The sequence below is a fragment of the Micromonospora chersina genome (assembly GCF_900091475.1).
GTDB lineage: Bacteria > Actinomycetota > Actinomycetes > Mycobacteriales > Micromonosporaceae > Micromonospora > Micromonospora chersina.
Map to the genome: position 1 here is coordinate 6,456,229 of NZ_FMIB01000002.1, position 24,843 is coordinate 6,481,071.

Here is a 24,843-nt window from a genome sequence, read left to right on the forward strand (position 1 = left end):
GTGTGCGTACGACGGGACGGACCGGGCGCTGCTGCCTCCGGTCTGTCCCCCAGGTCGAGGGGGCACCGCTGAACCGGATCGCAGGAATGATCATCGCCGCTGGTGGGGGCCGCCGGATCGGTGGACCCGAGGCGCTGCTGCGCCAGGGCGAGAAGCCCCTGGTGAGCCAGATGATCGACACGATGACCGAGGCGGGCTGCGTGGAGGTCGTGGTCGTGCTGGGCGCGGCGGCGGAGCAGGTGCGGCAGACGACCGACCTGAGCGGGGCCACCGTGGTGGTCAACCGGGCCTGGGGGACCGGGGTCGGCTCCTCGATCCGGGCCGGGCTGGCCGCGCTGACCGACGAGACCATCGAGGCCGTGGTCGTGGTGCCGGTGGACATGCCCGGGCTCACCGCCGTGGCGGTCCGCCGGGTCGCCGCCCTGCCGTACCCCGACGTGCTGGTCTGCGCCACCTACGACGGGCTGCGCGGCTACCCGATGCTCTTCGGCCGCCGGCACTGGTCCGGCATCGCCACCCTGGCCAGCGCCGACGTCGGCGCCCGGCCCTACCTGCTGGCGCACAAGGACCAGATCGTCGACATCGCCTGCGACTCGGTTGCCGACGGCAGCCGGATCGACAGCCCGGAACTCATGGCCCTTTACGGCCTCAGCATCCCGGAGCAGCGCGTCGGCGTCTGAGGTGGACTGAGTACGCGTACGGATGCGGCGGGCCGGCGGCGCGGCGAGACTCGCAGCCATGCGCCGACCCGCCATCGCCCTGCTGTGCCTGGCCGCGCTCCTGAGCTGCGCCGCACCCGGCCAGGCGCCCACACCGGGCGACGGACCCGCGCCGAGCGACGGACCCCCTCGGAGCGACCCCACCGAGGGCGCCACCTGGGGCACCTACCAGGCCGACGTCACGGCGGTACGCCTCACCGACGACCCGCGCTCGCTGGTGCTGACCGTGGCGCTGCTCGCCGACGCCGAGGGGTGCTCCCGGAATCCGCGGATCACCTACTTCGTCGAGGAGAACAACCGCATCTTCGCCAACGTGGTGCAGGACTCGCGCCTGTCGGGGGTGGTGGGCGCCTGCCCGACCACCACACCGGGCGAGGTGCGGCTGACCGCGCCGGGGCCGATCGCCGGCCGCCTGGTCGTGCTCAACCAGGAGCCGTGGAAGCGCGACGGCGCGGAGTACCGCCGCTGCGATCCCACGTTCGGCTGTGACCCGATGCCCGCGGACCACTGCGACCCGGCCTGGATCAGCATCGCCGTGCGGGGCATGGACGTGTCCCGCCACTCCGTCGGCTCGCCGGAGGGCTGCGACGGCACCTGGCTGGTCATGACGGTGCCGTTCGACCCGGTGCCGTGCGGCGCCGAGCCGAGGCCGGGCTGCGAGTCGACGGTCACCGTACGCCGCTATTTCCTGCGCTGGGCCGGCGAGCGCGGCTGGGCCACGATCGCCGGTTCGACGGAGGCCGGCTGCGGACGGGTCCGCACCGTGGAGCCGGCGTTCCCGACGAAGCTGTGCGCCGACCTGCCCGAGCCGTGACCGCCGGCGACGCCGCTGACGGCCGCTGCTCCGCGGTGTCGTAGCCGGGTGCCAGGATGCGGCTATGGCGTATGACGAGGACCTCGCGGACCGGGTCCGGGAACTGGTCGGGCGCGAGACCGGGTTCGACGAGAAGCGCATGTTCGGCGGCCTGGCGATGATGGTGAGGGGCAACATGGCGGTGGTCGTCCGCGGCGCCGGCGGCCTCATGGTCCGGGTCGACCCGGCCGAGTCCGAGCGGCTGGAGGCGGAGCCCGGCGCCCAGGCGACGGTGATGCGGGGGCGCCCCATGCGGGGCTGGATCACTGTGGATCCCGCCGCCTGCGTGGACGATGCCGATCTGGCCCGGTGGGTCGACCGGGGCGTCGGCTACGCCGGGACCCTGCCGGCGAAGTAGGGCGGCGCCCGGGGCCTGCCCGGCGGATCCCCGCCGGACCGGCCCCGGTCCCGACGAGGGATCAGCGCTTGAGCGTGAAGGTGAAGTCGCCGGAGAGCCGGCCGGTCAGCCGGACCGCCGAAACGACCTTCCCCTCCGCGATCAGCCTCTCGACCTCCGCCCGCGAGAGCCCGCACCCTTCGGCGATCAGCCGCACCGGCCGGACGGGAATCCGCGCCGCGAAGCGGACCGCCACGTCGATCACCTCGGCGTCCGGAGGATCCCCTCCGCCGGTGTCGAGGCGCCACGCGTCGTCCCAGTCGAGGGCGATGCGATTACGGCGCTGCACGTCCGGATTCTGGAGCAGTTCGGCGGTCAGGTCCGGGTCGTTGTGATGCAGCCGGTTCAGCAGCTCGGGTCTGATGGCGCGGACGTTCGTCCGCTCCAGGAGCGTGAGCTTCGCCGTGTCCCCGCACCGGGTGCAGAGCACGAGGAGCCAGGCGTCGAGGAGCTTGTGGTTGGCGTTGACGCGGAATTTGCCGCTCGCCCGGAAGCGCTCGGACGCGCACACGTGGCAACGGCGGACGACGAGAGGCAGGCAGGTGGGTACGACCACCCAATTGATGAGCACAGAAATACACCGATTTCAGTGAGAAGTCCGCAGCAAGAGGAAGCGCGGCGCATCAGCGCGACGCGCGACGAATCAGCGCTCGGGAGGTCTCACAGGGTGTACAACGGCATGTCCTTCGCCTGGACGATCTGGCCCGGCAGCACGGTAACGGCGCACAACGACGCCGCTCCACCGGTTTTCCGCGGTCGGATTCACGGGCTCCGGGCGGAGTCTCGAACGGGCCCGATCCCTCGATCCGGCCCGCAACACGAGGTAGGCCGGTAAAGCGGAACGTCATGGCGGCCGATTCCCTGGACCGCGCGGGGGTCCGGCCGAGTGCGGCCGCGGCCGGTAGGCTGCGCGCGATGACCCGCCCTCCGCTCGACCTCGTCCCCGCCGGCGAGCCGGCAGACCCGTTGACCCACAACCCGCTCAACGGGGTGACCGGCGGCATCTGGCGGACCCGTCGGGACGGGCGGCCGGCGGTGCTCAAGCTGATCACGCCCCCCGGCGGCGACGGCGACGTCGGCCCGGCGCACTGGGCGGCGAGCGCCGAACCGGGACACTGGAACTACTGGCGGCGTGAGGTCGAGGCGTATCGCAGCGGGCTGGCGACCACCGCCTGGGCGAGCGCCGGCCAGGCCGGGCCGGCCGTGCTCGCGGTCCGGGACCGGCCGGACGGCACTGTGGCGCTGTGGTTGGCCGAGGCGGACGGGCGGCCGGGAACGGCCGGCACGGTGGGCGACTTCGGCGAGTTGGCCCGCCGGCTCGGTGCCGCGCACGCCGACTGGCTGGGCCGTACCGGCGAGTTGTCCCGCTACGACTGGTTGGCCCGGGACTGGCTGCGCGACTACACGCTGAGCCGGCCGGTGACCGAGCCGGTGGCCTGGGACCATCCCGTCGCCGTGGCGGCCTGGCCCGCACCCCTCCGGGCCGCGCTCCGCGGGCTCTGGGAGCGGCGGCGGGAACTGCTGGCGGCCACGGACCGGCTTCCGCGTACCCTCTGTCACCACGACGTCTGGCCGACGAACCTGGTGCTCAGCGACGGCGGTCCGGTCCTGCTGGACTGGTCCTTCGTCGGGCCGGGACCGATCGGTGAGGACGCCGCGAACCTCGTCCTGGACACCTTCTTCGACGGTCTGGTCGACGTGGCGCTCCTGCCCGAGGTCGCCGACGCGGTGCTCGCCGGCTACGTCGAGGGGCTGCGCGGCGTGGTCGATCCGGTGCTGGTGGCCCGTGCGGTCCGGCTCACCGGCGCGGCCAAGTACTTCTGGCTCGCGCCGGTGATGCTCAACCGGGCCGGCGGCGCCACCGGCCAGACCTACGACCGGCGCGACGAGGCGGCGATGTTCGCCGGTCGCCGGCCGGTGCTGGAGCTTCTCGCCCACTGGGCGGACGACTCGCTGCCCTGACCGTCAGGCGTCACAGCCACGTCGATACCCCGTCCGGCTCATGCCAGGTCGAACAGCGCGGCGGCCGCCTCCCAGCAGACCGCCCGCAGCCAGTCGTCGCCCAGGTCGAGCCGGGCCAGCCCGTCGAGCTGCTCGGCGTACGGGTAGGGGATGTTCGGGAAGTCGCTGCCGAGCAGCACCTTCCCGGCCAGCCCCAGCTCGCGCAGCCGGGGCAGCTCCGCCGCCGGGAACGGCACGAACCTGTCGAAGAACGAGGTGAACGCCATCGTCGTGTCCAGCCGCACGTGCCGGTACCGCTCGGCCAGGTCGAGGAAGGCCGCGTAGTCCGGGGCGCCCAGGTGCGCCACGACCGCGGTCAGCGCGGGGTGCCGGGCCAGCAGCGCGGCGAACGACGCCGGACCGGTGTGGGCGGTGCCGACCGGCGCGTGCCCGGCGTGCACCACGACCGGCACGCCGGCCTCGGCCAGCAGCCCCCACACGCCGTCCAGCGCCGGGTCGGTCGGCGCGAAGCCGCCCACCTGGACGTGCACCTTGAACACCCGGGCGCCGGCCGCGAGCGCGCCCGCCACGTAGCGGGCGGCCGCCGGCTCCGGGAAGAAGGTCGCCGAGGGCAGACAACCGGGGGTACGCGCCGCGAAGTCCAGCGTCCAGTCGTTCAGCGCCTCGGCCATGCCGGGCCGGTGCGGGTACGCCAGCGCGGTGAACATCCGCACGCCGAGCCGGCGCAGGTGCGCCACCCGCGCCTCGTCGTCCCACCGGTAGCGGATCGGCCACTCGGTGCCGACCAGCGGCCCGGCCGCGTCGAAGTACGCCCACACCTTGCGCAGCATCCGGGGCGGCAGGAAGTGGGTGTGCACGTCGGCGAGCCCGGGCAGCCCCAGCTCACGCCAGAACTCCGGTACCGCCGCGTCCTCGACCGGCGGCCCCGTGTGGTCCATTGGAAGTTGGGGTGGGCTCAAACTTCGATGTTGAACCGCTGGAGCACCGAGGGCGCGACGAGCCCCACCGCCGCGAGCACGGAGAGCACGGTCAGCGCCGCGCGCAGCACGATCGTCTCGGCCTTGCTCCCGGTGCGCAGCGCGATACCGTTGGGCAGCCCGACCATCGTCCACATCCGCCGCTTGATCGGGATGGGCCAGAGGATCGGCACCCCCGCCTTGGTGATCATGTCGCCGAGGATGTGCACGAAGCAGCCCACCCCGACCGCGGTGCCGATGAGCGGATAGCCGCGGTCACCGGGCAGGTTGGCGAAGGTGAACCAGGCCGCGGCCGCCGACAGCAGGGTGACGACCACCCAGCCGGCCCGCTCGGCCCACTCGTCGAAGAGCCCGCGCAGCGCCAGACCGATCATGAAGAAGAGGATGCTGACCACCGCCCACTTGCCGTACGCGGCGCAGAGCGCTGTGGTGCCCCAGCCGACGAGCAGGGTGAACGGGATGGTGTGGGTCAGCGTCCGGTGCCCGTTGTTGCGGCGCGGATCCCTGCTGAGCTTGGTCGCGTAGTAGACGCCCAGCGAGATCTTCTCCATCACCTCGGCGATGAAGAGGCTGAACACCCCGAAGGTCCGGGCCACGGTGGCGCCGCCCTGGTTGCGGGTCACCTTGCCGGAGAGGTCGAGGTCGGGGAAGAGCGCCCCGCCCGCGCAGACCGCGGTGCCGACCGCCAGCGCGAGTGGCGTCTGGTGGTAGTCGGCGAACTGGTCCAGCGCCCAGGAGCCGGTCAGCCACACCGCCGCGCCGGACAGCGCGTGGGACGGTCCCATCATCTCGGCTCGCCCTCCCCAGAAGTCTTGATCGACAAAAACTACGTCACTGTAGTTAGGCGTCGGGCCCCGGGGCATCACCCGGACGGTCCACTGGGGAGGGGTTGCCGGACCGGCCCGGCGGGCGCCGCCGAATCACCAGGAAGTATGTCGTCCCGGTCCGGCCGGGCCGGGGCAACTGTCGGGTACGGGACGCGGCGTGTCAGCCGGCCGCGCGGGTGGCGCGACCGGTCCGGAAGCTGTCCCGGATCAGCGCCAGCTGCCCTGCGCCGGCGGACCAGTCGGCGTCGGACGTGGTCCAGCCCAGCGTCCACCCGCCGGCGTCGCCGGGCAGCACCCGCAGCGCGTGCATCCGCTCCCCGTACGGGGCGGTCCAGCGGCACTCCCACTCCGCGCCGCCCCCGGCGGCGGCCAGCCGCACCCGCTCGTACCCGGGCAGCCGGCCGTCGGTGGTGAGGTCCTGCTCGGCCGCCCGGAGCTGGCCCACCGAGTCCCCGCCGCCCGGGTACGGCTCGACACCGAGGATCCGCCGGGTCGCCGGGTCCTGGAAGCACGTGGTGCTGCCGGACCTCAGCCGCAGCCAGCCGGCCGGCACCGCGACCCGGAAGCCGGCGGAGTCGGCGTACCAGAGCCAGCCCGCCGGGAGGGTCAGCGCCGCGTCGGTGGGCGGCGAGCCGCCCCGGACCGGCGTGCCCGTGGCGTCGGGCCGGACGCAGGGAAACGGGGGTGGCGGCACGCCGGGCGGCGGGCCACCGGGCGGGCCGGGGCGGCGCTCCCACGGCTCGTCCGGCGCGTCGGCGTGCGGGTCGCCGCCCGATCGCCCGTCGTGGTCGTCGGTGACCGCCAGCGCGGTGCCGACACCCGCCGCCACGGCGAGCACCGCGGCGGCCGCCGCGAGCCCCCAGCGGCGCGCCGCCGCCCGGCGCCGCCGGCTCGGGCCCCCGCCGCTGTCCCCGGTGGCGGGCGCGGCCGGCGCCGGTCCGTCCGCCGTGGCTGGTCCGTCCGCGCCGGCTGGTCCGTCCGCGCCGGCTGGTCCGTCCGCGCCGGCTGGTCCGTCCGCGCCGGCCGGCCCGGCGGCAAGGGGCTGCGCACCGGCGGCTTCCGGGCCGCCCTGCGGCTGGTCCGGGTGCTGCTGCCGGCCGGTCCACCCGGCGGCCAGGGCCGGCACGTCGGGGGCCGGCGAGATGGCGGCGGGGGACGGTCGGGCCGGCACGTCGACGGCGGGCGCGGTGGCGGCGGCCAGCAGCCGGGCCGCGTCGTCGTGGCCGAGCCGGTGCCGCGGGTCGCGGCGGAGCAGCCCCGCCAGCACCGGCGCCAGCGGGCCGGCGTGCGGCGCCGGGTCCGGCGGCTGGCTGGCCAGCGCGGTCAGCGTGGCCATGGCGGTGCTGCGGGCGTACGGGGACCGGCCCTCCACGGCCGCGTGCAGGGTGGCGCCCAGCGACCACAGGTCCGCCTCGACGCTGGACACCCCCTCGGCGGCCCGCTCCGGGGCCACGTACTGCGGGGAACCGAGGACCAGGCCGGGGCGGGTCATCATCCCGTCGCCGCCGTCGAAGACGGCCAGCCCGAAGTCGGTCAGCAGCGCCCGGCCGTCCCGGGCCAGCAGCACGTTGCCGGGCTTCACGTCGCGGTGCAGCACACCGGCGTCGTGCGCGGCGCGCAGCGCGGCCAGCACCGCCAGCCCGATCCCGGCGGCCCGGCGCGGGTCCACCGGCCCGTCCGTCTCGACGATCTCCTGGAGCGACCGGGACGGGACGTACTCCATGACCAGCCACGGGTCGCCGTCGACCCGCACCACGTCGTAGACCCGCACCACGTTCGGGTGGCTGAGCCGGGCGGCCGTCCGGGCCTCGCGGAGCGTGCGGCCGCGCAGCTCGTCGCGTTCGTGCGGGGCGAGCCAGGCCGGCGGCACCACCTGCTTCACCGCCACCTCGCGGTGCAGCATCTCGTCCCAGGCCCGCCAGACCCGGCCCATCCCGCCGCGTCCGACCAGGTCGAGCAGGCGGTACCGGCCGGCGATCACTACCTGCTGCACCGCACTCCTCACCGCTGGTGGAGGTCCACAATAGCCAACGGATCGGGCGAGACCTATCGCCCGTGCGGGCGGCGCGGGCTCAGCTCGCGGCCCCGGCCAGCAGGTTCCCGTCCGGGATGGTGATGGCGGAACGGTCACCGGCCAGCAGCGCCGTCGCCCGGCGGGCCTGGAACGCGCCGTGCTCGCGGCGGGCGGTGGCGTAGCTGCCGGCGGTCCGGGCGGCGATGGCGGACCAGGTGTAGCGCTCGGCGACCATGGTGCGCGCGCGGCGGGCCACCCGGCGGGCGAAGACCTCGTCGCCGAGCAGCCGGTCGACCGCGCCGGCCAGGGCGTCCGGGTCGCCGTGCGGGAAGGTCACCCCGGTCACCCCGGGCTCGACGATCTCGGCGAGGCCGCCGGTGTCCGCCACGGCGAGGGGCGCGCCGGCGGCGGCCGCCTCCAGGGCGATCATGCCGAACGGCTCGTAGAGGCTGGGGATCACAGTCGCGTCGGTGGCGGCCAGGACGGCCGGGAGCTGGGTGGCGTCCAGGAAACCGGCGAACCGTACGGTGTCGGCGAGGCGCAGCCGGCGCGCCTGGTCGACCAGTTCGTCGCGGTACGGGCCGTCGCCGGCGATCACCACCCGCAGGCCGGGGTGCCGGTCCCGCAGGTGCGGCACGGCGTGCACCAGGTGCTGCACGCCCTTCTCGTACACCAGCCGGCCCGCGTACCCGACCAGCGGCCCGTCCCCGGCGAACCGGGCCCGGGCGGCGGAGACCGCGCGGGGGCGGGCGTGCCAGGCCCGGTCGTCCACCCCGTTGGGCACCACGTCGATCCGCCCGGCCGGCACGTCGAACAGCCGCGCCACCTGGTCGCGCATGTAGCCGGAGCAGGCGATGACGCGGGCCGAGGCGTTGCTCAGCCAGTGCTCGACGCCGTGGATGGTGCGGTTCATCTCCGCCGGCAGCCAGCCCTGGTGCCGGCCGGCCTCGGTGGCGTGGATGGTGGTGACCAGGGGCAGGTCCAGGTGCTCGGCGAGGGTGACCGCGGTGTGCGCGACCAGCCAGTCGTGGGCGTGGATGACGTCGTACGCGCCGGACTCGGCGGCGCGCAGGGCGGTCCGGGTGAGGGTGTGGTTGAAGGCCATGGTCCAGGCCAGCAGCGAGTCGGTGGCGAGCGGGAACCGGACCGGGTCCTCGGCGGCCCGCAGGATCCGCACGCCGTCGGCGTACTCCTCCAGGGGCGCGCCCTCGGCGTGCCGGGTGACGACGGTGACCTCGTGGCCGGCGGCGGCCAGGGCGACGGAGAGCGCGTGCACGTGGCGGCCGAGGCCACCGACGAGCACGGGTGGGTACTCCCAGGAGAGGATCAGCACCCGCTGGTGCCGGGCGGGCTGGATGTCGATCACGTCGGCGTCAGCGGACATGCGGCCCCCTTTGAGTTGTGGTTCCCGCACCGCCCGACGGCACCCGCGGGGCGCGTCGTGTGGTCGCAGCCCATCCTGCCCAGCGGTCGATAACCAGCGGAGACGCGCCGGTTGCCGGTCTGTAACGCGTTACCGGACGCGCAGCAGTTCGGCCACCGACCACGCCTGGAACGGGCAGCCGGTGGCGGCGTGCGGGGCCAGGCCGTCGGCGGTCTCGCTCACCGAGCCGAGGCCGTACTCGGTCAGGTGCCCCTCCAGTCCCACCAGCAGGTCGTCGGTGGGCAGGCCGGCCCGGCGGTACGCGTCGACGAACGGCCCGACCAGCCAGGGCCAGACCGTGCCCTGGTGGTAGCCGGAGTCCCGCTCGGCCGGGCCACCCCGGTGCCGGCCCACGAAACCGGGGGAGTCGGGGGCGAGGCTGCGCGGCCCGAGCGGGGTGAACAGCGCCTCGGTGACCCGGCGCAGGGTGACCTCGTCCGGTTCGAGGGGCGCGTACGGCAGCGACCAGGCGAGCAGCTGGTTGGGGCGGAGCAGGTCGTCGTCGTGGTGCGGCGCCCCGCCGAGCGGGTACGCGGGCGCCGGCGCGTCCACCACGTCGTGCAGCCAGCCGGCCGGCGTGGGGAAGCGCTCCCGGAACGCGGCGACGGCCCGCGCGTGCCGGTCCCGCAGCTCGGTGGCGTCCCGGCCGGTCAGCTCGGTCAGCTCGGCGAGCCCGGCCAGCCCGTTGACCCAGAGCGCGTTGACCTCGACCGGCTTGCCGGTGCGCGGGGTGACCGGCACCCCGTAGACCCGGGCGTCCATCCAGGTGAGCGCGACGTCCGGCGGGCCGCCCTGGGTGAGCAGCCCGTCGGCCGGGTCGACCCGGATGCCGTAGCGGGTGCCCGCCACGTGCGCCGCCACCACGCCGTGCAGCGCCGGCAGCAGCTCCGCGCCGAGGTCGGTGTCCCCGGTGACGGCGACGTGCCGGCTCACCGCGTGCAGGAACCACAGCGTGGCGTCGACGGTGTTGTGCTCCACCCGCCCGGTGTCGGCGGTGTTGGCGAGCATCCCCTCGGACAGCGTGGCGGCGTACGCCCGCAGCAGGTCCCGTCCCTCCTCGCCCCGGTTGGTGCGGAGGAAGAGCCCCTCGTAGGAGGTCATGGTGTCCCGCGACCAGGCCCCGAACCAGGGGTAGCCGGCCACCACGTCGGGGCCGGTGGCGGTGCGCACCACGAACGCGTCGGCGGCCAGGGCGAGGGTCGCGTCGACGTCGTCGTCCGGCTTCGCCGCGGCCACCACCGCCCGGTGCCGCCGCCGGGCCGCCTCCACCAGCGCGGTCGCCGGCGGCGGCTCCTCGGCCAGGTCGTCGGCCCAGGCCAGCACGGACACCTCGGCGCCCGGCTCGTCGAGGGCGCCGGAGAACCGGCCCGCGTACCAGAGGTCCTCGTCGGGGTGCAGCCCGCGCGCCGCCTCCTCCCGGTGCCGCACCCCGAGCCACCACTGCCCCTCGGGGGTCCAGTCGGGCCCGGCCAGCCGGAACGCGCCGTCCACCACCGCGCCGCCGGCCACCTGCTCCAGCCGCGGGGCCGGGCCGTCCGCCCGCCGCTCGCCGTGCGCGTCCCGCCAGGTGCAGGCCGCGGCCAGGTCCAGCCGGACCGGGCCGCCGGAGATCAGCCGGTGCACCACCGCCACGCAGGACCGGCCGTACGCCATGGCGATCTCCCGCTCGATCACCACGTCGCCGATCCGCCAGCGCCAGCGGGGCACCCCCTCGGTGAGGTCGAAGCGCTCCAGCAGCTCGAAGCCGCGCGGGTCGACCACGCCGGAGGACCACTCGTGCGCGCCGAGCCGGGCCTGCCGCCCGGAGGGCAGGGTCACCGCCGGGTCGAGGCTGACCAGTCCCACCTTGCGGGCGGCGGGCGTCTCTCCGGCCACCACGAGCAGGCCGTGGTAGCGCCGGGTGCGCAGCCCGGCGACCGTGCCCATGGCGTAGCCGCCCCGCCCGTCGGTGACCAGCCACTCCCGGGTCGACGAGGCGGACAGCTCCCCGCAGACCTGCGGACCGAAGCGAATGTCGATCAACTTTCCTCCACCACCGGCGGGGTGTCACCCGCCACGACGACAATGGCCCCTGTGGAGAAGTACCCCGGGGGCGTCGAAGATGTGCAGGTGATCACTGACCGCCCGACCTCCGCGACCCCCGACCCCGAGCGGCACCGGCTCGCCCAGGCCGATGCCGGGGAGCAGGACTGGCGCGCATGGGGTCCCTATCTGTCCGAGCGGGCGTGGGGGACGGTACGGGAGGACTACAGCGAACACGGCACGGCCTGGGACTACTTCCCCCACGATCACGCGCGGTCCCGAGCCTACCGGTGGAACGAGGACGGCATGGCGGGCGTCTGTGACGACCGGCAGACGTTCTGCTTCGCCCTCGCCCTGTGGAACGGGCGGGACCCGATCCTCAAGGAGCGGATGTTCGGCCTCGGCGGCGACGGCGGCAACCACGGGGAGGACGTGAAGGACTACTGGTGGTACGAGGACTCCACGCCCACCCACTCGTGGATGCGCTGGCGCTACCACTACCCGCAGGCCGCCTTCCCGTACGACGAGCTGGTCGCGGTGAACGCGCTGCGCGGCCGGGACGACACGGAGTACGAGCTGGTCGACACGGGGATCTTCGACGACGACCGGTACTGGGCGGTGACCGTCGACTACGCCAAGGCGTCCCCGACCGACCTGTGCGTGCTGATCACCGTGGCCAACCGGGGCGACACCGACGAGACCCTGCACGTGCTGCCCACCCTCTGGTTCCGCAACACCTGGGCGTGGGGGCTGCCCGGCGGCGACCGGGTGCCCCGGCTCGTGGGCGACGGCGCCCGGCTGGTCGGTGAGCACCGGGTGCTCGGCCAGCTCCTGCTGGAGGGCGACGGCGCGCCCACGCCGCTGCTCTGCGACAACGACACCAACGCCGAGCGGCTGTGGGGGCTGCCGGGGCGGTCGCCGTACCCGAAGGACGGCATCAACGACCACGTGGTGGCCGGCGCCGACACCGTCAACCCGGACCGGGAGGGCACCAAGGGCGCGCTGCACTACGTGCTGGACGTGCCGGCCGGCGGGCAGCGGCAGATCCGGCTGCGGCTGACCCGCACCGCCCCGCCCCCGGCGAGCACCCCGCCACCCCCGGCCGACCTCGGCGACGGGTTCGACACGGTGCTCTGGGCCCGGCGCGCCGAGGCCAACCGCTTCTTCGACAGCGTCATCCCGGCCGCCGCCAGCGCCGACGAGGCGCTGGTGGCGCGGCAGGCCATCGCCGGGCTCATGTGGGGCAAGCAGTTCTACCACTTCGACATCAAGCGCTGGCTGGAGGGCGACCCGGGCTCCACGCCACCGCCGGCCGGCCGCCGGCACGGGCGCAACAGCGCCTGGTGGCACATGAACAGCTTCGACGTGATCTCCATGCCGGACCCCTGGGAATACCCCTGGTACGCCGCCTGGGACCTGGCCTTCCACTGCGTCACCATCGCCCGGGTCGACCCGGGCTTCGCCAAGGAGCAGCTGCTGCTCCTGCTCCGCGAGTGGTACCTGCACCCGAACGGGCAGATCCCGGCGTACGAGTGGGCGTTCGGCGACGTGAACCCGCCCGTGCACGCGTGGGCGGCGCTGAAGGTGTTCGAGATCGACGGCTCCCGGGACCACGAGTTCCTCGCCCGGGTGATGCACAAGCTGCTGCTCAACTTCACCTGGTGGGTCAACCGGAAGGACACCGGCGGCAACAACGTGTTCGAGGGCGGCTTCCTCGGGCTGGACAACGTCGGCCCGTTCGACCGGTCGGCCGCGCTGCCGGTGGCCGGGGTGCTGGAGCAGTCCGACGGCACCGGCTGGATGGCCATGTACGCGCTCAACCTGCTCGACATGGCCATCGTGCTGGCCGAGCACGACCGGGCGTACGTGGACACGGCGACGAAGTTCTTCGAGCACTTCGCGTACATCGCGGCGGCCGCGTACGACCAGGGGCTCTGGGATGACGAGGACGCGTTCTTCTACGACGTGCTCCGGCAGGCCGACGGCACGAAGGTGCCGCTGAAGGTCCGCTCGGTGGTCGGGCTGCTGCCGCTCGCGGCGGTCACCCGGCTCACCGCGCGGACCCTGCACCGGCTGCCCGAGCTGGGCGCCCGGCTGCGCTGGTTCCTCACCAACCGCCCCGAGTACGCCGAGGTCATCGGCGCCCGCCGGCTCGGCCCGGACGGCCGGCAGCAGCGGCTGCTCTCCATGGTCGGCCCCGACCAGGTGGTGCGCCTGCTCGCCCGGATGCTGGACACCGACGAGTTCCTCTCGGAATACGGGCTGCGCACGCTCTCCCGCGCCCACCTGGACAAGCCGTTCACGGTCACCCTCGGCGGCCAGGAGTTCGGCGTGGGCTACGAGCCGGCCGAGTCGACGAGCGGCCTGTTCGGCGGCAACTCCAACTGGCGCGGCCCGATCTGGATGCCGACGAACTTCCTGCTGATCAGCGCGCTGCGCGACTACGCCGCCTTCTTCGGCGACGACCTCCAGGTGGAGTATCCGACCCGGTCCGGGGTGAAGCGCACCCTCGACGAGATCGCCGACGACCTGTCGGCCCGGCTGATCTCGCTGTTCACCCGGGACGGCTGGGGCCGGCGGCCGATCTACGGCGCGGCCCAGCTCTTCCAGACCCACCCGGACTGGCGGGACCTGATCTGCTTCCCGGAGTACTTCCACGGCGACAACGGCGCCGGCCTCGGCGCCTGGCACCAGACCGGGTGGACCGCGCTGGTCGCCGACCTGATCCTCACCCTGCGCCGCTGACGGTGGGGCGCGGCGGAAGAATCCGCCGCGCCCCACACCTTCATGGCAGCGGGAGGAACGCCACCCGGGCGTGGTATTCGCCGGCCACCGTGACGGTGTCGCTGCCGACCCAGAGGCCCCGGTCGGTGGCGTACAGCTCGGCGGTGCCGACGCCCCGGTCCTTGGTCGGGTTCCAGGCCAGCGCCTTGCCCGTGGTCGGGTGGATGGCCCCGATCCCCGGCCGGGACACCGCGCCCGCGCCGGCCGAGTTCCGCCCGTACGGGTTGTCCAGCCAGCGCTGGTGGCCGCCGACGTACACCGCCGCTCCCGTGATCGCCACCGACAGCAGGGTGTCCCCACCGGTGTAGTTCACCCAGGTCGGCTGCTTGCCGCCGGCCTCCGCGCCGAACTCGAAGCGGGACGCCGCGTCGCAGAGCGTGCCGGGGAACGCGGCGCCGGTGGTGACGGCCACGAACCAGGTGCCGTCCGGGGAGATGTCCACCCCGCGCAGGTACGTGGGCATGGACGCGGCGCACTGCGGCTGGTAGCGGAGCGTCGACCAGCCGGACAGCGTGGCCCCGGTGTCGCTCAGGTTCGCCACCGCGAGCTGGTGGCGCGCCACGCCGGCGACCGAGCTGAAGTTGCCCACGAAGACCAGCCGCCGGCCGTCGGCCGAGACGTCCAGGGCCTCGATCTTGACCGGTGCGGTGGCGCCGGTCGTGGTCTTCCGCGGGCCCTCGATCCGCAGGTTCACCGAGGCGTCGGCGGCGCCCGTGGTGGCGTTCAGCGCGGCCAGGGCACGGCGGGTCACCCCGCCGACGGTCTGGAACGCCCCGCCGAGGATCAGCCGGTTGCCGACCAGCCGCATGTCGTTGACCTGGTTGTTGAGCGCGGCCGGGGCGAACCCGGCGACCCGGGCGCCGGTGGCCGCGTCGACCCGGGCCACCCGCGGGGCGGCCACGCCGTTGACGGTGGTGAACGCGCCGCCGATGTAGAGCGAGCGGCCGTCCGGCGCGGCGGCGAGCGCCTTGACCGTGCCGTTGACCACCGGCCGGAACGTGGTGTCGATCCGCCCGGTGGTGGCGTCGAGCGCCACCAGCCGCGGCATCGCGAGCTGGGCGGTCTGCCCGGCGTTGCGGACCGTGGTGAACGAGCCGGCCAGGTAGACCCGGTTGCCGATCTGGAGGATCCGGTACACGGTGCCGTCGAGCGCGTGCGGCGTCCAGTCCACCGGGTTGGTGCCCACCACCGTGGTGTGCGTGGCGTTGACCGCGAGGGCCGGCGAGGGGGCAAGCGCGCCGCCGGCGGCGGCGAGCGCGGCCACCACTGCGGTGGCCGCCCTCCGGCGACGCCGGCGCCGGGCCGGTGTCGCGCGTGGATGATCGCGTGAGGTCGTCATCGCCGAAGCATCCCGCCCCGACCCGGGTACGCGCAGTCGGGTTCCCGCCGCCGGTCACACGGCGTTCGGCCAGTCCGGACGGTCCGTCCGTCCGCCTCCGATGATCTTGTCGGCTGGTCCTGGCCGACCTGCCGGAAACCGGGCTGCCGGGAGCGGCCGCGGGCAGTACCGTGTCCCGGTCCGGCACACGGGAGGAGTACGCGATGCCACAGCGCCGGGAGGCCGCGGTGCTGGTCTTCGACGCCGACGACACGCTCTGGGAGAACAATGTCCTCTTCGAGCGGGTGATCGACGACTTCCTCACCTGGCTGGACCATCCGACGCTCGACCGGGTCGAGATCCGGGCGGTGCTCGACGACATCGAGCGGGCCAACGCGGTCGCGCACGGCTACGGCAGCAAGGTCTTCCTGCGCAGCCTGGGGGAGTGCCTGGAGAAGCTGCGGGCGCGCCCGGCCACCGACCGGGAGCGCGCCGAGATCGACGACCTGGCGGCGGCGCTTGTCGGCCACCAGGTCGAGCTGATGCCCGGCGTGGCGGAGACCCTTGACGACCTGGCCACCCGGCACGAGCTGCTGCTGCTCACCAAGGGGGAGCGCGAGGAGCAGCAGCGCAAGCTCGACGCCTGCGGGCTGCTGCACCACTTCCGCGCCGCGCACATCGTGCCGGAGAAGGACGCCGACACCTACCGTTGGCTGGCCCGCGAGCACGCCTTCGACCCGGCCACCGCCTGGATGGTCGGCAACTCCCCGCGCTCGGACATCCTGCCCGCCCGGGCCGCCGGCCTGAACGCGGTGTTCATCCCCAACGAGAACACCTGGGTGCTGGAGCACGACGAGCTGGACCCGTCCGACCCCGGGGTGATCCGGCTGGCCGCGTTCCCCGACCTGGTCCGGCACTTCTGATCCGGCCGGTAACGTCCGGGGCGTGCCGCTGACCTTCCCGTCGCACCTGGCGCCGGTGCTGCCGCTGAAGCTGTGGCGGCCGCACTGGTTCGACGGGGTGGCGCTGTCCACCGGCGCGGTCGCCCCGGACGTGGGCTACCTGTTCACCGGCACCGCGCTCGCCCCCGGGCTGCGGACGCACACCCTCGGCGGGCTGCTCTGGTGGTGCCTGCCGGTCGCCCTCGCGTACGCCTGGATCGTCCGCCGGGTGATCGCGGGGGTCGCCGTGCACCTGCCCGGCCAGCGGCTGTTCGGCTGGCCCGACCACGTCGCGCTGGCCGGCGTCCGGCATCCCTGGCAGGTCACCGTCTGCTCGGCGCTGATCGGCGCGTTCAGCCACGTCGCCTGGGACCGGGTCACCCACAGCGACCGGTGGCCGCGCCTGCTCGGCATCGCCGACTTCCACGCGCTGACCGGGTTGTACTGGTGGCAGCTGTCCGACGTGACGGGCACCCTGGGCGGCGGGTTGCTGGTCGCCGCCCTGGCGGTGCGCGCCGCACGCCGGCATGAGATCTTCGAGGGTGTCCCGCCGCCGGGGCCGCGGGCCCGTCCGGGCGTGTTCTGGGCAGTGGCCCTGGCGGTCACCGGGCTCGGGACGCTGCTGCTGCCGGGCCTGCCGGCGGCCACCGTCCCGGCGCCGGCCGGTGTGCGCCTGCTGCACCTCGCGGCGGCCGCGCTGATCGCCGGGGCGGCCGCGGCCGGAGCCCTGGCCGCGCCCCCGCCGGAGGCCCTGCGCAGTCATCGCCTCGAAGACAAACAGCGCCCGTCCGGCTGACCCTGTTACGCCGACATGCCGTATTTCAACGTTGGCATCAATCACATTCTCCCGGGCCCGTCGAACCTTGTCCGACCTGCGGGAACCTGCCTAACCTGAGCCCGCGCCCACGCCTCTTCGGGGTGAGACGGGGGCGCGCCGAAGTCCGGTAGTTGGGCACCGTGGAGCTGAGTGCAGGCGGGCCGGCTCGCCGTGTTGAGCCCGGCGTTGGCGGCGTGCCACGCCTGCCGCGCTCGCAACGGCGAATTACCGCTACCACACCGGACGGCTGGGGGTCAGGACCGGGGAGTTGCGGACCCGGTCCTGACCCGTCCGGCCACCTCCCGCCCGGCGTCCGCCCCGTGCGAGGATCCTCCGCGTGAAGCCGACGAAGGCCGCCCGGTTGACCTCCCTGCCAGCCGCCACGGCGCAGGTCCTCATCGTCACCGGCGAGGGTTGGCGCACCACCCACGCCACCCTGGAGACGTACGACCGCGCCGGCGACGACTGGCGAACGGCCCTGCCCCCGTTGCCGGCCCGGATCGGCGCCGACGGCTTCAGCGACCGGCACGTCGAGGGCGTGCCGACCACCCCGACCGGCGTCTACGCCATCGGCCCCACCGTTTACGGCATCGCTCCGAACCCGGGCGTCCGCCACCCGTACCACCGGGTGGCTGTCGACGACTGGTGGAACGCCGAGCCGGAGTCCCCGCACTACAACAGCTTCCAGCGCTCCGCCGAGCCGTTGGGCGGCCAGAGCGAGGCGCTGTGGCGGGAGGACCCGGCGTACACCCACTTCGCGGTGATCACCTACAACATGCCGCCGACCGTCCCGGCCCCGGTGCCGCACGCCGGCAGCGGCATCTTCCTGCACGAGTTCAGCCGTGCCGAGGGCAACCCCACGGCCGGCTGCGTGAGCCTGTCCCACGAGCACCTGGTCGGGGTGCTCACGTGGCTCGACCCGGAGGCGGCGCCGCACATCGTGCTCAGTCCCGCCGAACACCTCGACAACTACTGACCGCCCGCCCCCACGAGCCGCCAGGACCGCATTCCCATGGACACCGTGAGCACCGGCCAGCCGCCCGCCGAGAACGCCGCCAGCACCTGCTACCGGCACCCCAAGCGGGAGACGCTGCTGCGCTGCACCCGCTGCGACCGCCACATCTGCCCCGACTGCATGCGCGAGGCACCGGTCGGCCACCGTTGCCCGGAGTGCGTCCGGGCGGACAACCGGACCGTCCGGCAGGCCCGCACGGTCTTCGGCGGCCGGCTGGTGGCCCGGCCGCTGGTGACGTACGCGCTGGTCGCCCTCATCGTGCTGGCGTACCTGGTCGAACTGGTCCACCCGGCCGTCCTCGACCGGTTCGACAGCCTGGGCACCGGGCTGCTCGACGACGCCGGCCAGCGCTACGTCGACGACGGCGTCGCCCGACCCGGGTACGAGGCGATCGGGATCGCGCACGGCGAGTGGTACCGGCTCATCACGTCGTCGTTCCTGCACCTGCTGCCCACCCAGGGCGCCCTCGGCTTCCTGCACATCGCGTTCAACCTGTGGTGGCTGTGGGAACTCGGCCGGGTCATCGAGGAGCGGCTGGGGCACGTCCGGTACCTCGCCGTCTACCTGCTCTCCGCGCTGGGCGGCGGGGTCCTGGGCTTCCTGGTCTCGCCGCACGAGGCGGCGGTCGGCGCCTCCGGCGCGGTGTACGGCCTGGCCGGCTGCTACGTGGTGCTCACCCGGCGGCTGCACCACCACCCGATCGACCCGCAGCGGGTGCTCATCCCGTTCGTGATCTGGATGGTGCTCTCCGCCGGCTGGACGTCCTGGGAGGGTCACCTGGGTGGCCTGCTGGTCGGCGGGCTGGTCGGCCTGGGGTTCGCGTACGCCCCGGCCCGGCGGCGGACCGCAGCGCAGGTGTCGGTCACCGTGGCCGTCGCCGTGCTCCTCGTCGCGCTGGTCGCGGTGAAGGCGCTCGCCCTCGCCGGCTGACCCTCACGGGCGCCCGGGCAGGCCGGACGAACGGCCCTGGTGGACGGACGCGGCGGGGCGCGACACTGGGCCATGACACCTCAGCGCGTACCACTGCTCGCCAGCCTGGTCGTGCTGCTCGCGGCGGCCTGCACGACGGCGACCGACCACGACGGCGCGGCCCCGACGACCGCGACGGCGCCGACGCCCGGCGCCACCGCCGCGACCACCCCCGCCACCACCCCGGCCCGGCCCACCTCCGGCGCGCCCGTCGAGGGCTCCTGGCGGGCGACCTACGGCTGGGCGGTTCCCGCCGCGCCCGCCCGGGTGACCCACGAGGTGCGGGTGCCGGTCACCCCGCCGCCGGGGGAGCCGCTGCCGGTCCTGGTCGAGGTGCGCGTCGGCGACCACCCGGCCGAGGGGTTCAGCCGGATCACCTTCGCCTTCCGCGGCCCGACGCCCTCCTACCAGGTCGGCTACGTCCCGCAGGTGGTGACCGAGGGGCGCGGCGCGCCCGTCGAACTGCCCGGCACCGCCTACCTCTCGGTGCGGTTCGACCCGGCGCGGGCGCACGACGCGCGCGGCGCCGGCACGGCCGACGTGCCGCCGTCGCGGATCGGCTACCCGACGCTGCGCGGCTGGGCCGCGGCCGGCGACTTCGAGGGGTACCTCAGCTTCGGGCTGGGGCTGCAGTCGCCGGCCGGCGAGACGCTGCCGGTGCGGCTGGGCGAGTCCACCCGCCCCGACGGCACCCACGTCGTCGCGGTCGACGTGCGACGCGGCTGACCCGCCCGCGCGGACCGACCGCGCCGGCTCCCGTGGCCGGCGCGGTCGTGGTGCGCGTGCGTCAGCCGACCTCGCCGCGGACGATGGCCACCGCGACCCGGCAGAACTCGTCCATGTCCGGCTGGAAGCCGGCGGCGATGTCCGGGTGCAGCCCGGAGCGGGTCTCGTCGAGCAGCCGACGGCAGACCTCCTCGACCGGCTCACCCGCGTAGCTGGCGCGGACCCGGTCGGCGGCCGCCTGCAGGGCCGAGGTCAGCTGATCCTCCAGCGGGCCGCGCAGCTTCTCCTGCACGGGATCGAGCCCGCTCGGATCGAGCGTGACATGTGGCTCCGACATCGGCGCTCCCTTCGTCGGCGACCGCGGTACCCCACCGCCGTCGTCGGTCAAACCATCCTCGGTACGGCCGCCACCCGGACCTGGTACGAGAAGTCCTCGGCGGGCTCCTCGACGTAGGACAGCCGGCGGATCTGCCGGTCGTCGGACCAGAGGGCGACGTCGACCAGCACCCCGAGGTGGGCCAGGCCGATGTTCGCCACCCGCTTCTTGTCCTGGAGCACCGCGCAGACCCCGCCCACCAGCGTGCTGGCGTCGGAGGTGCGGTGCCCGGGCGGGCAGCGCAGGGTCACGTCCACCTCGATCGGACCGTCGAGCGGGGTCCACCCGGTGCGCTGGGCCGCCGTGCAGGCGGCCTGGAGCAGGGTGCGGACCCTCGTCGCCTGCCGGTGGCCCGCGGCGAAGATGGACAGGGCCTCGGTCTTGACCGGGGGCAGGCCGCTCACCTCGAACGTCAGGGCGAGAGCGCGGGTGTCCTGCACGACGGCACCTCCTTGTGGGAATCCTGCCCAACCGGTGGGACCGCAGAAGGAGGTTCGCGCGAGAACCAACCGATCGGACGGGCTGGGGGTCGGCCGGAGGCGTATCGACTTCGACGGCGACGCGCTGGCTGCGGAGCTACGGAAACGCTAGTCGACCGGGCGCAGGCTGGGTAGCCTCGCCGTTCACTGGGTGGGACGCGGCCGGAAGGCGCAGAACTCGTTGCCCTCCGGGTCGGCCAGCACCCACCACGACGTGGCCGGGGTGGGCTCGCGCAGCAGCGTGGCGCCGGCCCCGATCAGCGCGGTGACCTCCGTGCCGGTCAACTCGACGTCCCAGTGCACCCGGTTCTTCACCCGCTTGCGCTCCGGCACGGGATCGAAGACCCAGTGGTCCCAGGGGAAGCCCGCCGCACCGACCACCGAGGCGGCGCCCTCGGCGGCGGCCTCCACCCGGCCGCCGACCACCCCCGCCCACCAGGCGGCCTGGGCCTCCGGGTCGGCGCTGTCCACCACCAGCTCGAAGACGCCGGGCCGCCCGCCCCCGCGCGGCGGGAACGCGCAGAACTGGTTGCCCTCCGGGTCGGCCAGCACCCACCAGCTGATCTCCGCGTCGGGCTCGCGGACCAGGCGCGCGCCGGCGGCCAGCAGCGCGGCCGGTCCCGGATCGGCGAGCCGCAGGTCGAGGTGGACGCGGGTCTTCCCGGTCCGCGGCTCGGGCACCGTGTTGACCCAGATCGACTCGGCGCCGGAGGCGGCGGCGCGGGGGTCGATCCGGGCGTCGCCGTCGCCGGTGTCGACCAGGTTACCGTCGAGGATGCCGGCCCAGAAGCCGCCCAGCCGGTGGGCGTCGGCCGCGTCCATGCACAGGTCCTTGAAGCGCGCGATCATCCGGCCATCATGCCGCCGGGGTCGGACATCGCCCCGCTGCCGGGCGGCCGCGGCCCGGGGGAGTGATCCGGCCCACAGCGGCGGCGGTCGTATCCGTCCCGTCACGCTCAGGTTTCGCAGCGTCGCAGGCAGGGCACTGTCTGGCCCACGAAACGTCCCGGGACGCCAGGCCGACCGCCGGCGCTCCGACCGTCTCGCCGTGCGCCGGGGCACGGGTGACTCCCCGGTTCTTCGCCGAGGAAAGGGGGAGGGCGATGACGACGGACCCCGGCGCGGCCGCACGGCGGCGGCCGGCCCGGCGTGCGGCGGCGGCAGCCGCCGCACTCGCGTTGGTGGCCCCGCTGGCCGCCTGCGGATCGGGCGGTGAGGGCGGCCCGCCCACGATCAACCTGTACTACCCGCCCGAGCAGAACCTGCAGAAGGTCGTCGACGACTGCAACGCGCAGGCGCAGGGGCGGTACCGGATCGCCTACCGGGTGCTGCCGCGGCAGGCCGACGACCAGCGCGTGCAGATGGTGCGGCGGCTCGCGGCGCAGGACAGCGGGATGGACGTGCTGGGCCTCGACGTCACCTGGACCCAGGAGTTCGCCAGCGCCGACTGGATCCGGGAGTGGACCGGCCAGGACAAGGCCGAGGTGGAACAGGGCACGCTCGCCGGCCCGCTGGACACCGCCCGCTACGAGGACAAGCTCTACGCGGCGCCGAAGAACACCAACGTGCAGCTCCTCTGGTACCGCAGCGACCTGGTCCAGGAGCCGCCGAAGACCTGGGACGAGATGATCTCCGCCGCCCAGCAGCTCAAGCAGCAGGGCAAGCCGTACCAGGTGCTCACCATGGGCGCCCAGTACGAGGGCCTCGTCGTCCTCTACAACACCCTGGCCGAGAGCGCGGGCGGGAAGATCCTCAGCGACGACGGCAAGAAGGCGGTGATGGACGCGGGCACGGTGCGGGCCCTCGACCAGCTCAAGAAGTTCGCCACGTCGGGCGTGACGTCGCCGTCGTTCAGCAACGCCACCGAGGACCCGGTCCGGCTGGAGTTCCAGTCCGGCGGCGGCGCCTTCGAGGTCAACTGGCCCTTCGTCTACCCGGCGATGCAGGAGGCGGCCCCGGACCTGGCCAAGAAGGTCAAGTGGGCGCGGATGCCCGGCGTCGACGCGAACACCCCGAGCAAGGTCACCATCGGCGGGGTCAACATGGCGGTCAGCGCCTACTCGAAGCACCCGACGGAGTCCTTCGAGGCGGCGAAGTGCATCCGCAGCGCCGAGCACCAGAAGTTCTCCGCGGTCAACGACGGTGTGCCGCCCACCATCGAGTCGGTCTACGCCGACCCGGAGATGGACAAGGCGTACCCCATGAAGGAGACCATCCTGGAGGAGCTGAAGGAGCCGGCGGTCCGGCCGCTGACCCCGGCGTACCAGAGCATCTCCACGGTCATGTCGGCGATCCTGTCGCCGCCGTCGGCCATCCGGCCCGAGCAGACCGCCGACGAGCTGCGCGGCGCCATCGCCGACGCCCTGGAATCGAAGGGGGTCCTGCCGTGAGCGTGAACGCCACTCCCGCCGGCGCGGAGGTCGCCGCGGAGGCCGAGCGCCCCGCCGGCCGGCACGCCGCCGTGCCGACCCAGCGGGGCCGCCGCCGGCAGAAGCCGCCGCTGAGTGAGAACAAGCGCGCCGAGCGGCGCCTCGGCTGGCTGCTCTGCGCGCCCGCCGCGCTGGTCATGGTGCTGGTCACCGCGTACCCGATCCTCTACTCGGTCTGGCTCTCGCTCCAGCGCTTCGACCTGCGCTTCCCCGACCAGCGCGAGTTCATCGGGCTGGAGAACTACGCGACAGTGCTGACCAACCAGTTCTGGTGGACGGCGTTCGGGGTGACCGCGCTGATCACCGTGGTCACCGTCGCGGTCGAGCTGGTGCTCGGCATGGGCCTGGCGCTGATCATGCACCGGACGCTTGTCGGCCGGGGCATCGTCCGCACCGCGGCGCTCATCCCGTACGGCATCGTCACGGTGGTCGCCGCCTTCTCCTGGCGGTACGCCTGGACGCCCGGCACCGGGTACCTGGCCAACCTGTTCGACGGCAGCGCCCCGCTGACCGAGCGGGCCAGCTCGCTGGCGATCATCATGCTGGCCGAGATCTGGAAGACCACCCCGTTCATGGCGCTGCTGCTCATGGCCGGGCTGGCGCTGGTGCCGGAGGACCTGCTCAAGGCCGCCTCCACCGACGGCGCGACGGCCTGGCAGCGGTTCACCAAGGTGATGCTGCCGGTGATGAAGCCGGCCATCCTGGTCGCCCTGCTGTTCCGCACCCTGGACGCGTTCCGGGTGTTCGACAACATCTTCGTGCTCACCGCCGGCGGCAACGAGACCTCGTCGGTGTCGATGCTCGCCTACAACAACCTGATCCGGGGGTTGAACCTCGGCATCGGCTCCACGATGTCGGTGCTGATCTTCCTCACCGTGGCGATCATCGCGTTCGTGTTCGTGAAGCTGTTCGGCACCGCTGCTCCCGGCAGCGACGACGGGGAGAGGCGCTGACATGGCAGTCGAAACCACCACGCGGGCGAAGGTGCGCTGGGGCCTGCTGGACGTCATCGTCGTCGTCTTCGCGCTGGTCCCCGTGCTCTGGATCGCCTCGCTGTCGTTCAAGACACCGGCCACCCTCACCGACGGGAAGTTCTGGCCCCGGGAGTGGACGCTGGACAACTACCGGACGATCTTCGACACCGACCAGTTCGTCCGGGCCCTGGTCAACTCCATCGGCATCGCGCTGATCGCCACCCTCATCGCGGTGGTGCTGGGCGCCATGGCCGCGTACGCGATCTCCCGGCTGGACTTCCCCGGCAAGAAGCTGCTGGTCGGGGTGTCCCTGCTGATCGCCATGTTCCCGCAGGTGTCGCTGGTGTCGCCGCTGTTCGAGATCGAGCGGCAGCTCGGCCTCTTCGACACCTGGCCGGGGCTGATCCTGCCGTACATCACCTTCGCCCTGCCGCTGGCGATCTACACGCTCTCGGCGTTCTTCAAGCAGATCCCGTGGGACCTGGAGAAGGCGGCGAAGATGGACGGCGCCACCCAGGGCCAGGCGTTCCGGCGGGTGATCGCCCCGCTGGCCGCGCCGGGCCTGTTCACCACGGCCATCCTGGTCTTCATCTTCTGCTGGAACGACTTCCTCTTCGCCATCACGCTCACCTCGACCGAGCGGGCCCGTACGGTCCCGGTGGCGCTGTCGTTCTTCACCGGCGAGTCGCAGTTCGAGGACCCCACCGGGGCGATCTGCGCCGCCGCCGTGGTGATCACCATTCCGATCATCCTGTTCGTGCTCTTCTTCCAGCGCCGCATCGTCTCCGGCCTGACCTCCGGCGCAGTCAAGGGATAGGTGG

At 73.9% G+C, this 24,843-nt stretch carries 23 protein-coding genes; 13 read left to right on the forward strand and 10 right to left on the reverse strand.

Features of this window, described 5'->3' with window-relative positions:
- The first annotated feature begins 86 nt into the window (after positions 1-86).
- The 3 genes from GA0070603_RS30060 to GA0070603_RS30070 all read left to right on the forward strand — a co-directional run bounded on the left by GA0070603_RS30060 (position 87) and on the right by GA0070603_RS30070 (position 1,930).
- Complete coding sequence (locus GA0070603_RS30060; RefSeq protein ID WP_091320982.1) at positions 87-680, forward strand: nucleotidyltransferase family protein; 594 nt, start codon at positions 87-89, stop codon at positions 678-680.
- Between the two features lie 58 nt (positions 681-738).
- Positions 739-1,533 (forward strand): hypothetical protein, encoded by a 795-nt coding sequence (locus tag GA0070603_RS30065; RefSeq protein WP_091320984.1) that lies wholly within the window; start codon positions 739-741, stop codon positions 1,531-1,533.
- A gap of 64 nt (positions 1,534-1,597) precedes the next feature.
- Positions 1,598-1,930 carry a TfoX/Sxy family protein gene (locus tag GA0070603_RS30070; protein WP_091320986.1) on the forward strand — a complete coding sequence of 111 codons (333 nt, stop codon included), beginning with the start codon at positions 1,598-1,600 and terminating at the stop codon, positions 1,928-1,930.
- 61 nt (positions 1,931-1,991) lie between these two features.
- Here the strand turns inward: GA0070603_RS30070 and GA0070603_RS30075 are convergent, their stop codons facing one another.
- Complete coding sequence (locus tag GA0070603_RS30075) at positions 1,992-2,525, reverse strand: DUF1062 domain-containing protein (protein WP_244282652.1); 534 nt, start codon at positions 2,523-2,525, stop codon at positions 1,992-1,994.
- Between the two features lie 359 nt (positions 2,526-2,884).
- Between GA0070603_RS30075 and GA0070603_RS30080 the strand changes: the two genes are divergently transcribed.
- Positions 2,885-3,931 carry a phosphotransferase gene (locus GA0070603_RS30080; RefSeq protein WP_091322447.1) on the forward strand — a complete coding sequence of 349 codons (1,047 nt, stop codon included), beginning with the start codon at positions 2,885-2,887 and terminating at the stop codon, positions 3,929-3,931.
- A gap of 38 nt (positions 3,932-3,969) precedes the next feature.
- Here the strand turns inward: GA0070603_RS30080 and GA0070603_RS30085 are convergent, their stop codons facing one another.
- The 5 genes from GA0070603_RS30085 to GA0070603_RS30105 form a co-directional block, all read right to left on the reverse strand.
- On the reverse strand, positions 3,970-4,869 hold the full coding sequence (locus tag GA0070603_RS30085; RefSeq protein ID WP_091320990.1) for an amidohydrolase family protein: 900 nt from the start codon (positions 4,867-4,869) through the stop codon (positions 3,970-3,972).
- 17 nt (positions 4,870-4,886) lie between these two features.
- A complete protein-coding gene (locus GA0070603_RS30090) occupies positions 4,887-5,696 on the reverse strand; it encodes a metal-dependent hydrolase (protein ID WP_091320991.1) in 810 nt (269 codons plus the stop codon).
- Positions 5,697-5,895: 199 nt separating this feature from the next.
- Complete coding sequence (locus GA0070603_RS32260) at positions 5,896-7,728, reverse strand: serine/threonine-protein kinase (RefSeq protein WP_091320993.1); 1,833 nt, start codon at positions 7,726-7,728, stop codon at positions 5,896-5,898.
- A 79-nt stretch (positions 7,729-7,807) separates the two neighbouring features.
- Positions 7,808-9,133: a glycosyltransferase family 4 protein gene (locus GA0070603_RS30100; protein WP_208862968.1), complete on the reverse strand. Its 1,326-nt coding sequence runs from the start codon at positions 9,131-9,133 to the stop codon at positions 7,808-7,810.
- A gap of 129 nt (positions 9,134-9,262) precedes the next feature.
- Complete coding sequence (locus GA0070603_RS30105; protein WP_091320997.1) at positions 9,263-11,194, reverse strand: amylo-alpha-1,6-glucosidase; 1,932 nt, start codon at positions 11,192-11,194, stop codon at positions 9,263-9,265.
- A 42-nt stretch (positions 11,195-11,236) separates the two neighbouring features.
- Here GA0070603_RS30105 and GA0070603_RS30110 point away from each other — a divergent pair, with 42 nt between their 5' ends.
- Positions 11,237-13,939 carry an MGH1-like glycoside hydrolase domain-containing protein gene (locus GA0070603_RS30110; RefSeq protein ID WP_091320999.1) on the forward strand — a complete coding sequence of 901 codons (2,703 nt, stop codon included), beginning with the start codon at positions 11,237-11,239 and terminating at the stop codon, positions 13,937-13,939.
- A gap of 40 nt (positions 13,940-13,979) precedes the next feature.
- Here the strand turns inward: GA0070603_RS30110 and GA0070603_RS30115 are convergent, their stop codons facing one another.
- On the reverse strand, positions 13,980-15,317 hold the full coding sequence (locus GA0070603_RS30115) for a hypothetical protein (protein ID WP_244282653.1): 1,338 nt from the start codon (positions 15,315-15,317) through the stop codon (positions 13,980-13,982).
- 203 nt (positions 15,318-15,520) lie between these two features.
- On the opposite strand from GA0070603_RS30115, the gene GA0070603_RS30120 reads away from it, so the two are divergent.
- From GA0070603_RS30120 to GA0070603_RS30140, 5 genes are all read left to right on the forward strand, one after another.
- Positions 15,521-16,219, forward strand: a complete 699-nt coding sequence (locus GA0070603_RS30120; RefSeq protein WP_091321003.1) for an HAD family hydrolase — start codon at positions 15,521-15,523, stop codon at positions 16,217-16,219.
- A 22-nt stretch (positions 16,220-16,241) separates the two neighbouring features.
- A complete protein-coding gene (locus GA0070603_RS30125; RefSeq protein ID WP_091321005.1) occupies positions 16,242-17,033 on the forward strand; it encodes a DUF4184 family protein in 792 nt (263 codons plus the stop codon).
- Between the two features lie 358 nt (positions 17,034-17,391).
- Complete coding sequence (locus GA0070603_RS30130; RefSeq protein ID WP_091321007.1) at positions 17,392-18,030, forward strand: L,D-transpeptidase family protein; 639 nt, start codon at positions 17,392-17,394, stop codon at positions 18,028-18,030.
- 36 nt (positions 18,031-18,066) lie between these two features.
- On the forward strand, positions 18,067-18,999 hold the full coding sequence (locus GA0070603_RS30135; RefSeq protein ID WP_091321009.1) for a rhomboid family intramembrane serine protease: 933 nt from the start codon (positions 18,067-18,069) through the stop codon (positions 18,997-18,999).
- Positions 19,000-19,071: 72 nt separating this feature from the next.
- Positions 19,072-19,764: an AMIN-like domain-containing (lipo)protein gene (locus GA0070603_RS30140; RefSeq protein WP_091321013.1), complete on the forward strand. Its 693-nt coding sequence runs from the start codon at positions 19,072-19,074 to the stop codon at positions 19,762-19,764.
- A gap of 61 nt (positions 19,765-19,825) precedes the next feature.
- Here the strand turns inward: GA0070603_RS30140 and GA0070603_RS30145 are convergent, their stop codons facing one another.
- The 3 genes from GA0070603_RS30145 to GA0070603_RS30155 all read right to left on the reverse strand — a co-directional run bounded on the left by GA0070603_RS30145 (position 19,826) and on the right by GA0070603_RS30155 (position 21,468).
- Positions 19,826-20,101 carry a hypothetical protein gene (locus GA0070603_RS30145; RefSeq protein WP_091321015.1) on the reverse strand — a complete coding sequence of 92 codons (276 nt, stop codon included), beginning with the start codon at positions 20,099-20,101 and terminating at the stop codon, positions 19,826-19,828.
- 47 nt (positions 20,102-20,148) lie between these two features.
- The gene (locus GA0070603_RS30150) at positions 20,149-20,580 is read right to left on the reverse strand and encodes a RusA family crossover junction endodeoxyribonuclease (protein ID WP_091321016.1); all 432 of its coding nucleotides are present in this window, start codon (positions 20,578-20,580) and stop codon (positions 20,149-20,151) included.
- Positions 20,581-20,763: 183 nt separating this feature from the next.
- On the reverse strand, positions 20,764-21,468 hold the full coding sequence (locus GA0070603_RS30155) for a VOC family protein (protein ID WP_091321018.1): 705 nt from the start codon (positions 21,466-21,468) through the stop codon (positions 20,764-20,766).
- Positions 21,469-21,722: 254 nt separating this feature from the next.
- Between GA0070603_RS30155 and GA0070603_RS30160 the strand changes: the two genes are divergently transcribed.
- Genes GA0070603_RS30160 through GA0070603_RS30170 form a run of 3 tightly spaced genes read left to right on the forward strand, consistent with a single transcriptional unit; the run spans position 21,723 to position 24,839 of the window.
- A complete protein-coding gene (locus tag GA0070603_RS30160; RefSeq protein WP_091321020.1) occupies positions 21,723-23,009 on the forward strand; it encodes an ABC transporter substrate-binding protein in 1,287 nt (428 codons plus the stop codon).
- Positions 23,006-24,001, forward strand: a complete 996-nt coding sequence (locus tag GA0070603_RS30165) for a carbohydrate ABC transporter permease (protein ID WP_091321022.1) — start codon at positions 23,006-23,008, stop codon at positions 23,999-24,001. Before GA0070603_RS30160 ends, GA0070603_RS30165 begins: the two co-directional genes overlap by 4 nt.
- Position 24,002: 1 nt before the next feature.
- Positions 24,003-24,839: a carbohydrate ABC transporter permease gene (locus GA0070603_RS30170; protein WP_091321024.1), complete on the forward strand. Its 837-nt coding sequence runs from the start codon at positions 24,003-24,005 to the stop codon at positions 24,837-24,839.
- Positions 24,840-24,843 lie beyond the last annotated feature (4 nt).

Bases quoted from the DNA above. Each gene is read 5' to 3' on its own strand.
- GA0070603_RS30060 (WP_091320982.1), top strand. From the start codon at position 87: ATGATCATCGCCGCTGGTGGGGGCCGCCGGATCGGTGGACCCGAGGCG.
- GA0070603_RS30065 (WP_091320984.1), top strand. From the start codon at position 739: ATGCGCCGACCCGCCATCGCCCTGCTGTGCCTGGCCGCGCTCCTGAGC.
- GA0070603_RS30070 (WP_091320986.1), top strand. From the start codon at position 1,598: ATGGCGTATGACGAGGACCTCGCGGACCGGGTCCGGGAACTGGTCGGG.
- GA0070603_RS30080 (WP_091322447.1), top strand. From the start codon at position 2,885: ATGACCCGCCCTCCGCTCGACCTCGTCCCCGCCGGCGAGCCGGCAGAC.
- GA0070603_RS30085 (WP_091320990.1), bottom strand. From the start codon at position 4,869: ATGGACCACACGGGGCCGCCGGTCGAGGACGCGGCGGTACCGGAGTTC.
- GA0070603_RS30090 (WP_091320991.1), bottom strand. From the start codon at position 5,696: ATGATGGGACCGTCCCACGCGCTGTCCGGCGCGGCGGTGTGGCTGACC.
- GA0070603_RS30100 (WP_208862968.1), bottom strand. From the start codon at position 9,133: ATGTCCGCTGACGCCGACGTGATCGACATCCAGCCCGCCCGGCACCAG.
- GA0070603_RS30110 (WP_091320999.1), top strand. From the start codon at position 11,237: ATGGCCCCTGTGGAGAAGTACCCCGGGGGCGTCGAAGATGTGCAGGTG.
- GA0070603_RS30115 (WP_244282653.1), bottom strand. From the start codon at position 15,317: ATGACGACCTCACGCGATCATCCACGCGCGACACCGGCCCGGCGCCGG.
- GA0070603_RS30120 (WP_091321003.1), top strand. From the start codon at position 15,521: ATGCCACAGCGCCGGGAGGCCGCGGTGCTGGTCTTCGACGCCGACGAC.
- GA0070603_RS30135 (WP_091321009.1), top strand. From the start codon at position 18,067: ATGGACACCGTGAGCACCGGCCAGCCGCCCGCCGAGAACGCCGCCAGC.
- GA0070603_RS30140 (WP_091321013.1), top strand. From the start codon at position 19,072: ATGACACCTCAGCGCGTACCACTGCTCGCCAGCCTGGTCGTGCTGCTC.
- GA0070603_RS30145 (WP_091321015.1), bottom strand. From the start codon at position 20,101: ATGTCGGAGCCACATGTCACGCTCGATCCGAGCGGGCTCGATCCCGTG.
- GA0070603_RS30155 (WP_091321018.1), bottom strand. From the start codon at position 21,468: ATGATCGCGCGCTTCAAGGACCTGTGCATGGACGCGGCCGACGCCCAC.
- GA0070603_RS30160 (WP_091321020.1), top strand. From the start codon at position 21,723: ATGACGACGGACCCCGGCGCGGCCGCACGGCGGCGGCCGGCCCGGCGT.
- GA0070603_RS30170 (WP_091321024.1), top strand. From the start codon at position 24,003: ATGGCAGTCGAAACCACCACGCGGGCGAAGGTGCGCTGGGGCCTGCTG.